This is a genomic window from Rhizobium sp. AAP43, assembly GCF_001296045.1.
Classification (GTDB): domain Bacteria; phylum Pseudomonadota; class Alphaproteobacteria; order Rhizobiales; family Rhizobiaceae; genus Allorhizobium.
Genome location: NZ_LJHS01000022.1, coordinates 21314 through 35460 on the forward strand (window position 1 = coordinate 21314; position 14147 = coordinate 35460).

Here is a 14147-nt window from a genome sequence, read left to right on the forward strand (position 1 = left end):
TTCGTATGCCCAGATTGCTCATATCGACCCGCAATTCAAGCCATGTTTACTCATGCTGCTATTAGGTCTAGTCATAACACATGCTCACACATCAACGCCGCTTCCTGCCTTCAACCAGTGCGCTCGCCGCTTTTGATTCCGTGGCCAAGCTCGGCAGCTTCTCGGCTGCCGCCAACGAGCTGGCCCTGACCCAAGGCGCCATCAGCCGTCAGATCGGCCTTCTTGAGGAGCAGCTCGGCGTCAGACTGTTCGACCGAACCAATCGCGGCGTGGAACTGACCGCGATCGGCAAGACCTATGCCAAGGGGATCGGTGATGCACTGGCGACAATCCGGACGCTCTCGCTGGAAGCCATGGCGACCCGCGACGACACGCATCTGCGCCTGGCCATCCTGCCAACCTTCGGCACCCGCTGGCTCATGCCGCGCATCCCCGATTTCCTGGCCCGCAACCCGGCGATCATCATCGATTTTGCCACCCGCATCGGCCAGTTCGAATTCGAGGGTTCTGGCATCGATGCCGCGATCCATATCGGCGAGCCGAACTGGCCCGGCACCGATTGCCAGTTTCTGATGCAGGAAATGGTCGTGCCGGTCTGCAGTCCAAGCTTTCTTGCCGCGAACCCGGTGAACCGGCCCCAGGACCTCCTGTCAAAGCCGCTCTTCGACATGGCCTCGAGACCTCGCGCCTGGGAACAGTGGTTTGCAAGCCTCGGCATCGTAGAAGGCCGTGGTGGCGGTATGCGGTTCGAGCAGTTTTCCAACGTTGTACAGGCCTGCCTTGCCGGCCTCGGCATCGCACTCGTGCCAACATTCCTGATCGAACCGGAACTGTCCAGCGGACAACTCGTGCGCGCCTGGGACCACGAAGTAAAAAGCGCGAGCGCCTACTACCTTGTGCGCCCCCTGTCGAAGATGGCCTATGGTCCCGCAAGCCTCTTCGCCAACTGGATCATCGATACGGCAAGAGCTTTCAGCGACAGGAACGCGATCAGTCCCTAAAAAAGCGGTTGTGATAGCACACCGGGCTGTGCTGCATGCCGATTGACAACCCTGTGTCATGCGCAAAGACTAAAATGAAAATGCCGTGATCGGGCTCGGGAGAGAAACATGTCGACAAGTCACATCTTAAAATTACTAACACTCGCCCTCACTCTCGGTTCGATCGCGCTCCCGGCATCCGCACAAGACGTCAGAACGATCGAGCGCGTGAGCAATGGCGACTACTTTGGTTTTGACCTCAGGACCGAGAAGAACGTGTCGCTCGAAGAATGCGAAGCCAGCTGCATCGCCGACAATTCCTGCCGCGCCTTCACTTACAATCCGAAGGTCAGCTGGTGTTTTCTGAAGTCTGACTTCGACACGCTCAACAGTTTTCCAGGCGCCGTCGCCGGCCGGATCGTTATGACCACGGCGGAGGAAGACATCGGCGCGCCGCCGGCGCTTTCCTTCATCACCGAGCAGCTCAAGATCGACGCCCGCAACCAGCGGTCCAGTCTCGCAGTCGCAGCAGAGCAGCAGGGGCTTGGTCGTGATGCCTTGATCGAAGCCGGTCGCGCTGCCTTTACCGGAGGCAATATCGATCTGGCTCTCGCCTCGATGAAGGGCGCACTGTCCATCGATGCCGATGACGCGGCCCTCTGGCTCGAAATGGCCCGCATGGCCAATACGGTAACCGGGAACTACAGCATGGCAGGCGAAGGCGCGATGGCCGCCGTCAATGGCTACCTGCTGACACGGGGAACGGCGACGCGCGCCGAGGCACTCGCGACCCTTGCTCGCTCGCTGGAGAATGGCGAGAACTGGCGCGCCGCCCTGAATTCTTATAAGGCAAGCCTTGAGCTGGCCTCCAATGCCGAGGTCCAGGCCGCCTTTGTCGACCTCCGGTCGCGCCAAGGCTTCCGCATCGTGTCCAACACCATCGATTCAGACAGCGCGTCGCCCCGCGCCTGCGTTGTGTTCTCCGAAGAACTGGTCAAACGCGGCGTCGATTATGCCCCCTTCGTCACGCTCGACGGCAAGGCACCAAAGGCAATCGAGGCGAAGAACAACCAGATTTGCGTCGAGGGCCTGGAGCATGGTGGCCGTTACCGGCTGGCGGTGCGCGCTGGCCTGCCATCCTCCGTAGGTGAAAACCTGGAGGCGCCAGCCGAAGTTGACATCTATATCCGCGACCGCAGTTCGACCGTCCGCTTTACCGGCGATAGCTTTGTCCTGCCCTCCTCTGCGCGTCAGGGCATCCCGCTCGTCTCGATCAACGCCGACAGCGCCAAGCTCGAACTTTACCGCATCGGCGACCGCAACATCGCGCCGCTCCTCTCAGCCTCTCAGTTCCTCACCCAACTCGACGGCTACACCGCAACACGGGTGCGCGATGAAATCGGTGAACTGGTATGGGAAGGTTCGCTCGACATTGCCAACGAGCTGAACAAGGAAGTCGTCACCAGCATTCCCCTGGCCGAGGCGCTTCCGACCCGCAAACCTGGCATCTATGTCATGACGGCAGTTCCGCCCACAGGGACGACAGAGAGCTGGGACAACCGAGCCACCCAGTGGTTCGTCGTCTCCGACATCGGCCTGTCGACTTTCGCCGGAACCGATGGCCTGCATGTCTTTGCTCGTTCGCTGGCGGCAGCCGAGCCTCTCTCGGGCATCAGCCTGCAGCTGATTGCGAAGAACAACGAAATCCTCGCAACCGCCACCACCGACGCCGATGGGCGCGCGCGCTTTGACGCTGGGCTCCTGCGCGGCGGCGCAGCATTGGCCCCTGCCGTGATTGCGGCCAGAAGCGGCGACGACGACAATGTCTTCCTCGACATGACCCGCGCCGGCTTCGACCTGTCGGACCGCGGCGTGACGGGACGCCCGGCACCCGGCCCCGTTGACATCATGGCCTGGACGGAACGTGGCATCTACCGCCCCGGCGAGACTGTTCATGTCGCGGCACTCGCACGCGATAGCGAGGCGGATGCGATTGGAGACCTGCCCCTCACCTTCGTTTTCAGCCGCCCAGACGGCGTCGAATCCCGCCGCATGGCCGTGAGTGGCGAGGCGCTTGGCGGCTACGCCGTCGATCTGCCCATTCTCGCCAATGCGATGCGCGGCAGCTGGACGGTCTCTATCCACACCGACCCGAAGAAGCAGGCCATTGCCCAGACCACCTTCCTCGTCGACGACTTCGTACCGGACCGGCTCGACTTGAAACTGTCGACCGAGGCGAAAACGATTGCCGTGGACGAAGCAGTCACGATCTCTGCCGATGGCAACTACCTCTATGGCGCACCGGCCGCAGGCCTCGCGCTGGAAGGCGAGCTTGTGGTCAAGCCGACAACGAGCCACCCGGACTACGCGCGCTACAGCTTCGGTTTGGCCGACGAAGAAGGCATTGAAGACGTCCGCGTTTCCTTCGAAGAGCTAGCGCCGCTCGACGAGGACGGCAAAGGCTCGATCGACGTTTCGCTGACTGAGCTGCCGTCGACGACCCGTCTTCTGAATGCCGATGTGGTGCTGCGGTTGCGCGAAGGCGGCGGGCGAGCGGTGGAACGCACCTTGACGCTCCCCGTCATGCCGGAAGGCCCTGTCATCGGCATCAAGCCGGAATTTGAAGGCGAACTTGCCGAAAACACCAATGCAAGCTTCAACCTGATCGCCATAGGCACGGACAGCGCCCGGCAGCCCCTGCCCGGAGCACGCTGGAAACTGATCAAGCTCGAGCGGAATTACCAATGGTATCGGGAAGGCTCGTCTTGGCGCTATGAGCCGATCACCACCACCAAGCTGGTGGCGGATGGCACGCTCGACATCGACGCAGACGGCACACCACTCTCCGTCCCCGTCACCTGGGGCAGCCACCGATTGGAAGTCGAGGCAGGCGGCTCGGTTTCGAGCGTCGATTTCGACGCCGGCTGGTTCGTTTCGGCAAACTCGACGGAAACGCCGGATGCGCTTGAAATCGGCCTCGACAAGGCGTCCTACACGATCGGTGAAACCGCAAAGCTGAAGATCTCGCCACGCTTCGCCGGGCAGGTCATCGTGGCTGCGGGCACGGACACGCTGATCGCCACAGAGGTCGCTGACGTGCCGCCGGAAGGAACGGAAATCGACATACCTGTCACTGCCGAATTCGGTGCTGGCACTTACATTACCGCGACGCTGTTCAGGCCGGGCGACGGCGTGGAAAGCCGGATGCCCGCACGTGCGATTGGCATCGCATGGCTGGCCGTCGATCCCGGCACAGACAAGCTGGCAGTCAAGCTGTCCCCGCCGGAAAAGACCCTGCCCCGCCAGGCGCTGGAAATCCCGATCGAAGTGAGCGGAGCCGGCGTGGATGAAGAAGCCTATGTTATGGTTGCCGCCGTTGACGTCGGCATCCTCAACCTCACCCGCTACGAGACACCGGCGCCGGAAACCTACTATTTCGGTCAGAGGCGCCTGGGCCTGGAACTGCGCGACCTCTATGGCCGGCTGATTGACGGCTCGCTCGGTGCCACTGGCAAACTGCGCACCGGTGGCGACGGCGGGGAACTCGCCCTGCAAGGCAATCCGCCAAAGGAGAAACTCGTCGCCTTCTTCTCCGGCCCGATCAAGCTGGATGCCGATGGCAAGGCAACGGTTTCCTTCGATGTTCCGCAATTCAACGGCACGGCCCGCGTGATGGCCTGGGCATGGTCGAAGAATGGTCTCGGCCATGGCGAGGCCGACGTCGTGATCCGCGACCCTGTTGTGGTCACTGCGAGCCTGCCGAAGTTCCTCGCTCCGGAGGACCAAAGCAACCTACGGCTTGATATCGCCGCGACCGATGCACCCGCCGGCAGCTACACGGTGACCGCCACCGGCAACGGCCCGGTCACTGTCGGCGGTGCCGACAGCCAGTCGGTCGACCTTGTTCCGGGCAAGACCGTTACGGTCACGCTGCCCATCCAGGGTGTCACGCCGGGCGCGGGCACGATCGATATCGCGCTTGCAGGCGGTGACGGTGTCGCCATCAGCCAGTCGCTGGACGTGCCGGTTCGCCCTGCAACACTGCCGATCACCCAGCGACAGGTCATTGCGCTTGCTCCCGGCAAGAGCCTGACGGTCGATGGCGAACTTCTGGCCGATAGCCTCTTGCAGGGCGCATCGGTCAGCCTCAACGTCGCACGTGCAGATGGTCTGGATATCCCCGGCCTGCTGATGGCGCTAGACCGTTACCCTTATGGCTGTGCCGAACAGACGACGAGCCGCGCCCTGCCGCTCCTCTATTTCGGTGAACTCGCCAAACTCTCCGGCTTGCCGGAAGACGAGGCGATCAACAAGCGGGTGCAGGATGGCATCCTGCGCGTGCTTTCCTACCAGTCGTCGAGCGGCTCCTTCGGCCTCTGGGCTCCGGGGTCGGAAAGCCTGTGGCTCGATGCCTATGTCAGCGACTTCCTCACCCGCGCCCGCGAACAGAAGTTCGATGTGCCGGAAGAGGCCCTCGTTCTGGCGCTGCAGAACCTACAGAACCGCCTCGCCTACAACAACGATATCAAGACCAATGGCAACGAGATCGCCTATGCGCTCTATGTCCTGGCCCGCAGCCGCAAAGCCTCACTGAGCGACCTGCGCTACTATGCCGATACGATGCTTGCAGACTTCCCGACACCTCTGTCCAAGGCGCATCTGGCAGCCTCCCTTTCGCTCTACGGTGATAGCGAACGGGCCAATGCGGTCTTCCTCGAAGCGGCCGGGATGAGTGAGCAGGCGCGCCTGACACCCGTCAGCTTCTCGCGCAACGACTACGGCTCGTCCCTGCGCGATGCAGCCGGCGTGCTTGCACTCGCCGCCGAAAGCCGACCGGTTCCGCCGGTCGTGCCGATCCTTTCCAAGGTCGTGGCGGAAGAGTGGAACGCGAAACAGACACTCAGCACCCAGGAACAAACCTGGATGCTGCTTGCCGCCCGCGCTATGCAGCAGGATGACAAGGCGCTGAAGGTTGAGGTCAATGGTGCGGAACGGACAGGTGCCTATGCCGCGACCATTCCAGGAGAGGCACTCCTGCAGTCGCCGGTCACCCTGACCAACAAGGGCCTCGAGCCGATCAGTGCAGCCGTCACCACAGTTGCAGCACCGGTCGAACCACCGGCTGCAGGGGGTGAAGGCTTTGGCATCACCCGGACCTACTACAGTCTGGATGGTGAAGAGGCCAACATCACCGAAGCCACGCAGAACGAGCGTTACGTCGTTCTGATCGAAGTGACCGAAGAAGCCGAGTGGCCGGCCCAGATCCTGATCACGGACCTTCTGCCGGCGGGTCTGGAGATCGACAATCCAAGCCTGGTTGACAGTGCGGCGCTGACCAATTTCGATTGGCTGGCGCAGACGGACACCGCACATCTCGAGTTCCGCAGCGACCGTTTTGTCGCCGCGATTGATCGCGCCGAGGGCGACAACAGTCCAATCACGCTGGCCTATGTGGTCCGCGCGGTCACGCCCGGCACCTACGATCTTCCGGCAGCAAGCGTCGAGGACATGTACCGTCCGCAGCTTTCGGCCCGAACGGCCGCGGGTGCCATGACGGTCTCGGCAGCCCCCTGATGAAAAAGGGCCGGCGGATTGCAGCAGTTTCGGCGGTGGTCGTCCTGATCGCCGCCGGCATCGTTGCATCGCTTGATTATGCAGACAAGCGCTTCCCCCCGCCGCTCGATGCAGCCCGGCAAGTCTCGACGGAAATCCTTGACCGGGACGGGCAGTTGCTTCGTGCCTTTTCAACCGGCGACGGTCTCTGGCGTTTGAAGACCACGGCCGATGACGTCGATCCGGCCCTTGTTCGCATGCTGGTCGCCTATGAAGACCGGCGCTTTGAGAGCCATTCGGGCGTCGATCCGCTGGCGCTCGGTCGCGCAGCCTGGCAACTCGTCACCAATGGTCAAATCGTCTCCGGCGCATCGACGCTTTCAATGCAGGTCGCGCGCCTCATCGAACCGCGCCGCGAACGATCGCTGACGGCAAAACTGATCCAGATCGCGAGGGCCCTGCAGATCGAGCGCAGGCTTTCGAAACGCGAGATCCTCGACCTTTACCTGACGCATGCACCCTATGGCGGAAATCTGGAAGGTGTACGGGCAGCAAGCCTCGCCTGGTTCGGCAAGGAGCCGAAACGGTTGACGACAGCGGAAGCTGCCCTCCTCGTCGCGCTGCCGCAACTGCCGGAGAAGCGCAGGCCGGACCGGTTTCGCGACAACGCCTTGAAGGCGAGGCAGCGCGTCCTCGACCGAGCAGGTGAAGCCGGTGTTGTCGAACCGGGCGAAGTGGCACTGGCAGTCACAGCCGAGCTGCCGAACCTTCGCCGCCAACTGCCGGCTTTCGCACCGCATCTGGCGGAAGCCGCCAGGCGGAAAGCGCCGCAGGCAACACGACACCAGACGACCATCCTGCGCAGCGTGCAGGAGAGACTGGAAAAGCTGGCGCTGGAAACGGGACGCAAACTCGACCCGAAGGTCTCGCTCGCCCTCCTGATGGCGGATGCGAAGACTGGCGAGATCGTCGCTGAAGTCGGTGCAGCCGATTATTTCAACACCAGCCGCTCCGGCTGGATCGACATGACGCGGGCGGAACGCTCCCCCGGATCGGCGCTGAAACCCTTTATCTACGGTCTCGCCTTCGAACAGGGACTCGTTGCCCAGGAAACCATTGTCGAAGACCGTCCGGCCGATTTCTACGGCTATCGCCCAAAGAATTTCGACATGCAGTATCAGGGTGACGTCAGCATCCGTCAGGCGCTGCAGTTGTCGCTGAACGTGCCCGCCGTCCGCCTGCTCGATGCTGTCGGCCCAGCCCGCCTGATGGTCCGGCTACGGCGCGCCGATGTGACGTTGAAGCTGCCGCCAACTGAGGCGCCGGGTCTGGCAATTGCACTTGGAGGTGCGGGCATCACCCTCAAGGATCTGGTCCAGCTCTATGCTGGCCTCGTCAATCGCGAGCAACCAGTCCGCCTGGGGGACGGTATTCGCGATCAGGCAGAGCTTATCGATGACCAGCCGTTGTTCGAGCCGACAGCGGCCTGGACTGTTGCGGATGTACTGGGCGCAGTCCTTCCCCCGACCGGCAGTCCACCTTCGGGCATCGCTTACAAGACCGGCACCAGCTACGGCTATCGCGACGCCTGGTCGGTCGGCTATGATGGCCGCTACGTGCTGGGGGTCTGGATTGGCCGGCCCGACAATGCCGCCGTGCCCGGCATCTCGGGTTACAAGACGGCAGCTCCCGTCCTGTTCGAGGCCTTCGCGAAATCCGGCCTGTCCGGAACACCCCTGCCCCGCGCACCCGCCGGCGCCATGAGGCTGGCAGCCTCCGATCTGCCGATTGGCCTGCGCCGCTTTTCGACCGCCGGCAATGGCCTGGCTTCCACCAGCGCCCGCGAACAACCACCGCACATCATCTATCCGCCGGAAGGCTCCGTACTAGAGCTCGGTAAGGGGCCGGATGGCGCACGACTGCCGGTGGTGATGAAGATGCAGGCCGGGCGCGCGCCGTTCCGCTGGCTGATCGACGGGAAACCCTTTGCCGACATCACCCGTCGGCGAACAGGAGAATGGCACCCGGCTGGCACGGGCCAGTCAACCCTCACCGTCATCGACGCCGATGGTCGGGCGGCTTCTGTCAGCGTCTTTGTCCGCGATTGACTTGAAGCTCGCAGGGGTCGTCATGATCCGAAAACGCCTTCCACGCGTATTCTGCCTGTGACCATTTTCCGACGGGAGACCTTCGAAATGACCAACAGTTTGCGCACAGGACTAATCGTCCTTTCGACCCTCGCAGTCGCAACGACGTCCGCAATGGCGAACGAGCGCTTCACCGCCAATGACATCAAGGGCGAGATCATCGGCAAGCGGATCTACCTTGCCGTACCGCTCGGGGGCGAGTTTCCACTGAATTACCGGACCAATGGACAGGTGGATGGCTCTGGCGAGGCCCTCGGCCTCGGTCGTTTTGCCAAGCCGAACGACAAGGGGCGGTGGTGGATCAAGGGCGACCAACTCTGCCAGCAGTTTACCAGCTGGTACAAGGGTGCCCCCATGTGTTTCGAACTCATCCGGACCGGTGACAAGCGGCTCAAATGGATCCGCGACAATGGCGAGACCGGCACCGCACGCATCGGCAGCAGTATCTGACGGTGGCTTGCACCGCGTGAAGGGCTCTCCTAGGCTGAGAGCCTTTCACCACCGGGAGCCACCATGGCCGATTTGATATACCGCCCGATTGGGGCAACCGCCACGCTCGCAAGAGCCGGCTATCCAGCCATCCGTTCGGCAACAGGCGGCGAACTTGATATCGTCACCGGGCCCACGCAGCCTGGCTTCAACCCGCTGGATCTTCTCTTGGCGTCGCTTGCTGCCTGCATGAGCATGAGTGCCCGCATTGCCGCCCGTGAACTGGGCCTCACCGACAGGTTCGATGGCATCGCCGTCAACGTGGAGGGGGAAAAGGCCGCCGATGAGCCTTCCCGGTTTGGCAGCCTGACTGTGACAATGCGCTTCGAGGGCGACCTCACTGCAGACGAACAGAGCGCCGTCGCCCACAAGGCTGAAACGATCTGCACAGTCAGCAACAGCCTTGCCCTGCGTCCGACACTGATCGTCACGACGACCTAGATTTTCGCCGGGCCTGCGTTCTTCGGTCCCAGCCGTCAGCCGCTCAAGACGACAGCGCCGCAGAACAACGAAATTCCTTGTGAAATCGTTTGAAACGGGACCCTTTTGCCCGGTAGATCTTGACCTTCAACCCGTGTCGTTTAACTAGTTCGTGAGATGTCGTGATTGCAGCAATCACGCGATCGAAACCTGGTGCCGGGCCCCTCTGGCGAGAGTTTTACGGCGCTCTCGTGATGTCGGTACCGCCAGCAAATCAGCCGGCGGATTCAATACAATGAACACTTTGATCCTGCTTCGGGCGAAGGCGCGCGTCGCGCACCGCCTCGCAAATCCCTGCCTCTTCTTTGTCTCGGAGGTGCAGGCGTGAGCACTCCAGCAACATCGGGTGGTCAGTCCACCCTCGGTTACTTCCGTTGGGCCTTCATCGTTACGGCCATCGGCCTCGTTCTCGGCGCAGCGCTCGGCTGGCAGTCGTCGGGAACGCTTGGCGGCATGGCGACCGTCTTCTTCATCTGCTGCGTCCTGGCAGTCCTTGAGATTTCTCTCTCCTTCGACAACGCCATCGTCAATGCCAACAAGCTGAAGGACATGACGCCGCTCTGGCAGCATCGCTTCTTGACCTGGGGCATCGTCATCGCCGTCTTCGGCATGCGTATCGTCTTCCCGCTTTTGATCGTTGTGATCGCAGCGAAGATCGGGCCGATCGAAGCCATCGTGCTGGCCGCGCGCGAGCCGGCGGAATATGCCCGCATCATGAACGAGGCTCATCTGCCGATCGCAGCCTTCGGCGGCACCTTCCTGATGATGGTCGGACTGACCTACTTCTTCAACCATGAGAAGGATGTTCACTGGATCGAGGTGATCGAAAAGCACATGGCGCGCTCGGCCTCCATCAAGGGCATCGAGATCGCCTTCGTCCTGATTCTGATCCTGGTCTTCTCCAGCCTGCTGGAAGGCGCGGAAGCCACGACCTTCGTCTATTCGGCGATCTACGGCCTGGTAACCTTCCTGGCTGTCGAAGTGCTGGGCGGTCTGCTCGACGCCTCGCAGAAGGCGATGAGCGAAGCGGCCAAGGGCGGCCTCGGCGCTTTCATCTATCTCGAAGTGCTCGATGCCAGTTTCTCCTTCGATGGCGTCATCGGCGCCTTCGCCTTGACGCAGAACCTGTTCATCATTGCAATCGGCCTCGGCATCGGTGCGATGTATGTTCGCTCGATGACGATCATGCTGGTTGAAAAGGGCACGCTTGCCGAATACCGCTACCTGGAACACGGCGCCTTCTACGCCATCCTGATCCTTTCGGTGATCATGTATGTCCAGACGCTTGTCCACATCCCCGAAGTCATTACCGGCCTTGGCGGCGCGGCATTGATCGGTATCTCCCTCTGGTCGTCGATCAAGTACAATCGCAAGGAGCGTGAGGAAGAAGAGCGCCTCGCCCGCGAGAACGTCGCGGACAATATCTGAGACTGAACTCAATCTACACAAAAAGGCCGGCGGTTTACCGCCGGCCTTTGTCATTCTGGCCAAGGCTCATATCAGTCAGAGCCGACATCCGCAGTCTGGGAGCCAGGCTTGTTGAGTGCACCTGTCCCGGGAGTCTTCATCTCATCCTGAAGCTCCTTCTTGTCATGCGGTCCGGCCGCCGGCAAATCCTTCGCCTTGGAACCTTCGCTCTGATCATTCTTGTGCGTGGGCGTGTCCATGTCTCACCTCCGTTGGGGAAGTGGTAACAGCCGGAACCCCCTGCCGGTTCCCTTCGAGCGGAAACGCCGTAACGACACATGCAGCCCCGCCCGGACTTTGGTCGCAAAGTTTTTTTGAGCGCAGCTGGAATAAATGCGGCATCGGCACCGTATACTGGGTCATGACGACGAAAACGAACCCCTTCAATGTTCTTGGCCAGCTCGCAGCTCTGCGACGCTATGCCCGTTCGCTCGTCCGCAATCCCGAAGATGCCGAGGATCTGGTGCATGACACGCTGGTGCGTGCGCTTGAACGCAAGTCGAGCTTTCGCTCCGACGGCAGCATTCGCAACTGGCTTCTATCCATATTGCACAACACACATGTCGACAGGCTGCGGCGCAATCGCTCGCTGGAGCGGCGCCACCGTGAAGCCGGCGATATGGCCGAACTCGTTTCGCCTGCTGGCCAGGACCATTCGGTTCGCCTGTCGCAGGTGCGCGAAGCCTTCCTCGATTTGCCGGACGATCAGCGCGAGGCGCTGCATCTCGTTGCGATTGAGGAGCTATCCTATCAGGAAGCCGCAACCGTCTTGAACATTCCCATGGGCACGCTGATGTCCCGCATTTCCCGTGCGCGCGCCAGCCTGCGCGCCATGGAAGGCGGCGAGGACGAAAAAGCCGTGCCCCGCCTCAGAATCGTTGGAGGAAATCCCGATGACCAACCTTGATCCTGTCATCGAGTCCGATCTGCATGCCTATGTCGACGACCAGCTCGATGTTGCCCGTCGCATCGAGGTCGAGGCCTATCTGTCGGAAAATCCTTCGATTGCGGCGAAGGTCATGGCTGATCTTCGGGTCCGGGACGAACTCCGTCTGGCACTTGCCGGCCTTCCATCCGTGGCGCGGCAGGAAACCCGCGAAGCCGCCCGTGTGCTGGAGCGTGCGTTCAACGGTCGCCAGACTTTGGACCTAATGCGCCGTGCGGCAGCCGTCGTGCTGCTCGTCGGCGCCGGCTGGATCGCCCATGGCTGGATCGCGCCCGGAGGGATCGGTGAGGTAGTCGCGTCCGTACCGCCGCCGCAATTCGTCGAGGAAGCGATGCGGGCGCACCAGACGGCGGAATTGCGTGAGAACATGCGATCCCAGCCCGAAGCCGGCCGCTTCGACCCGGCTGAAATCCGCTCGGCGACGGCAATCGTCTTGCCCTCCATGCCAGGAGACTGGGCGGTGCGCGATGCGCAGGTCTTTCCTTCGGCCTATGGACCGAGTGTGGAACTGGCCGTTGAGCCAAAGGCGGGCGAGAGGCTTTCCCTCTTCGCCGTGCGCCCCGGAAATTTTGCGGTCCAGCAGGTCCTGCTCCGGCAGGATGGCGAAACCCAGGCCGCGTACTGGCAGATCGGCGAAGTCGCTTACGCGCTGATCTCCGAAACTGAAAACACGGACAGGCTGGCCGACCAGGCCCGCAAACTTGCCCGTACCCTTTACTGATCCATCCACGGAGGTACTCGACTATGGATCCTATTCAGAACCGCTGGGGCTACACCAACGCCCAGGCACAGTCCGGCGCTCTCTTCGACGAGGGCCTGCGCCAGCACATGCTGCGCATTTACAACTATATGGGCCTTGGCCTCGTCATCACCGGCCTTGTCGCATTCTTCGTCAGCCAGACACCGGCCCTCTATGTGCCGATCTTCTCGTCGCCGCTGAAGTGGGTCGTGATGCTGGCTCCGCTTGCATTTGTCTTCTTCTTCTCGTTCCGCATCCAGACGATGTCGGCATCTACGGCACAAATGACCTTCTGGGCCTTCTGCGCCGTCATGGGCCTCTCGCTCTCGTCGGTCTTCCTGGTGTTCACGGGAACGTCCATCGCGCGGACCTTCTTCATCACCGCAACCATGTTCGGTGCCATGAGCCTCTATGGTTACACAACCAAGCGTGACCTGGCGAAGTTTGGCTCCTTCCTGATGATGGGTCTGATCGGCGTCGTCATCGCCTCGGTGGTCAACATCTTCATGGGCTCCAGCGCCCTGCAGTTTGCCATCTCCGTCATCGGCGTCTTCGTCTTTGTCGGCCTGACGGCATGGGATACCCAGAACATCAAGCAGCAGTATGCGGAGAATGTCGACCAGGAGAGCCAGCAGAAGCTCGCCGTGTTTGGTGCTCTGTCGCTCTATCTGAACTTCGTCAACCTGTTCCAGCTGCTGCTGAGCCTGACCGGTCAGCGCGAAGAATAAGTCCCCAAGATCATTCACAGACAAAAAATGCGCCCGGATCCATCAATCCGGGCGCATTTCGTTTGGTCTTCAATGAAAAGCCCTCGCGGGCGTAAAGGATCAGAGCGTGACGATGAGGACTGCGAGAAAGCCGATGCTGACAGCAGCGACGATCATGGCGATGCGCGACTGACAAGCCTCAACCGCACGCCAATTCCGATGTTCGTTGCCCCGTTTGATATCTGCATAAGACATGGCAATTCTCCCTATCGGACCTCAAGTGGCTCTCGCCATCTTTGTCACATTCTTGCCATAAATCGGTCTCGCGTCAATAATCACGACTAGATTAGTATGCTAAAGTTCTACGCCGTTAGGGAATTGGTAACCCGTAAGCCCTTCCCTTCAGGCACACGGATTTCAAAAGGCCATACCGCCCGGTTCTGACCGTGCGCACCTATGCCGAAAAAAGTTGAAGATCCCGAGTTTGTCTGACAACGTGACAGCGAAGTCAGCATCGGAAAACCACCAGCATCGGGAGAGTATCCGCACAGATGCAGACATCGCTTCGGGAGGAGTGCAGCAGGACGCTTTAGGCGGCAAGTAAGCCAGCCAGAGGCCCGGTTGCGGCTTCTCTCATCA

11 protein-coding genes are annotated in these 14147 nt (G+C 61.4%); 9 read left to right on the plus strand and 2 right to left on the minus strand.

Annotated features, from left to right (window positions below; genetic code table 11):
• Positions 1-80: 80 nt before the first annotated feature.
• The 6 genes from IP76_RS13760 to IP76_RS13785 all read left to right on the plus strand — a co-directional run bounded on the left by IP76_RS13760 (position 81) and on the right by IP76_RS13785 (position 11077).
• On the plus strand, positions 81-1001 hold the full coding sequence (locus IP76_RS13760; RefSeq protein ID WP_054158806.1) for a LysR family transcriptional regulator: 921 nt from the start codon (positions 81-83) through the stop codon (positions 999-1001).
• Between the two features lie 108 nt (positions 1002-1109).
• A complete protein-coding gene (locus IP76_RS13765; protein WP_054158807.1) occupies positions 1110-6554 on the plus strand; it encodes an alpha-2-macroglobulin family protein in 5445 nt (1814 codons plus the stop codon).
• Positions 6554-8641 (plus strand): penicillin-binding protein 1C, encoded by a 2088-nt coding sequence (gene pbpC, locus IP76_RS13770; RefSeq protein WP_054158808.1) that lies wholly within the window; start codon positions 6554-6556, stop codon positions 8639-8641. Before IP76_RS13765 ends, pbpC begins: the two co-directional genes overlap by 1 nt.
• A gap of 87 nt (positions 8642-8728) precedes the next feature.
• The gene (locus IP76_RS13775; RefSeq protein ID WP_054158809.1) at positions 8729-9130 is read left to right on the plus strand and encodes a hypothetical protein; all 402 of its coding nucleotides are present in this window, start codon (positions 8729-8731) and stop codon (positions 9128-9130) included.
• Between the two features lie 63 nt (positions 9131-9193).
• Positions 9194-9610 (plus strand): OsmC family protein, encoded by a 417-nt coding sequence (locus tag IP76_RS13780; RefSeq protein WP_054158810.1) that lies wholly within the window; start codon positions 9194-9196, stop codon positions 9608-9610.
• A 363-nt stretch (positions 9611-9973) separates the two neighbouring features.
• Positions 9974-11077: a DUF475 domain-containing protein gene (locus IP76_RS13785; RefSeq protein ID WP_054158811.1), complete on the plus strand. Its 1104-nt coding sequence runs from the start codon at positions 9974-9976 to the stop codon at positions 11075-11077.
• 71 nt (positions 11078-11148) lie between these two features.
• On the opposite strand, the gene IP76_RS23300 is transcribed toward IP76_RS13785, so the two are convergent.
• Positions 11149-11316, minus strand: coding sequence for a hypothetical protein (locus IP76_RS23300; RefSeq protein ID WP_197278346.1), 168 nt, complete (start codon positions 11314-11316; stop codon positions 11149-11151).
• 161 nt (positions 11317-11477) lie between these two features.
• Between IP76_RS23300 and IP76_RS13790 the strand changes: the two genes are divergently transcribed.
• The 3 genes from IP76_RS13790 to IP76_RS13800 are packed head-to-tail and all read left to right on the plus strand — an operon-like array spanning position 11478 to position 13529.
• Positions 11478-12023 carry a sigma-70 family RNA polymerase sigma factor gene (locus IP76_RS13790; RefSeq protein WP_054158812.1) on the plus strand — a complete coding sequence of 182 codons (546 nt, stop codon included), beginning with the start codon at positions 11478-11480 and terminating at the stop codon, positions 12021-12023.
• A complete protein-coding gene (locus tag IP76_RS13795; protein ID WP_054158813.1) occupies positions 12010-12783 on the plus strand; it encodes an anti-sigma factor in 774 nt (257 codons plus the stop codon). The genes IP76_RS13790 and IP76_RS13795 overlap by 14 nt, the downstream gene beginning before the upstream one ends.
• Positions 12784-12806: 23 nt before the next feature.
• Entirely contained in the window at positions 12807-13529 is a 723-nt protein-coding gene (locus IP76_RS13800) for a Bax inhibitor-1/YccA family protein (protein ID WP_054158814.1), read from the plus strand.
• Positions 13530-13628: 99 nt separating this feature from the next.
• Here the strand turns inward: IP76_RS13800 and IP76_RS23635 are convergent, their stop codons facing one another.
• Positions 13629-13763: a hypothetical protein gene (locus tag IP76_RS23635; protein ID WP_306765484.1), complete on the minus strand. Its 135-nt coding sequence runs from the start codon at positions 13761-13763 to the stop codon at positions 13629-13631.
• Positions 13764-14147 lie beyond the last annotated feature (384 nt).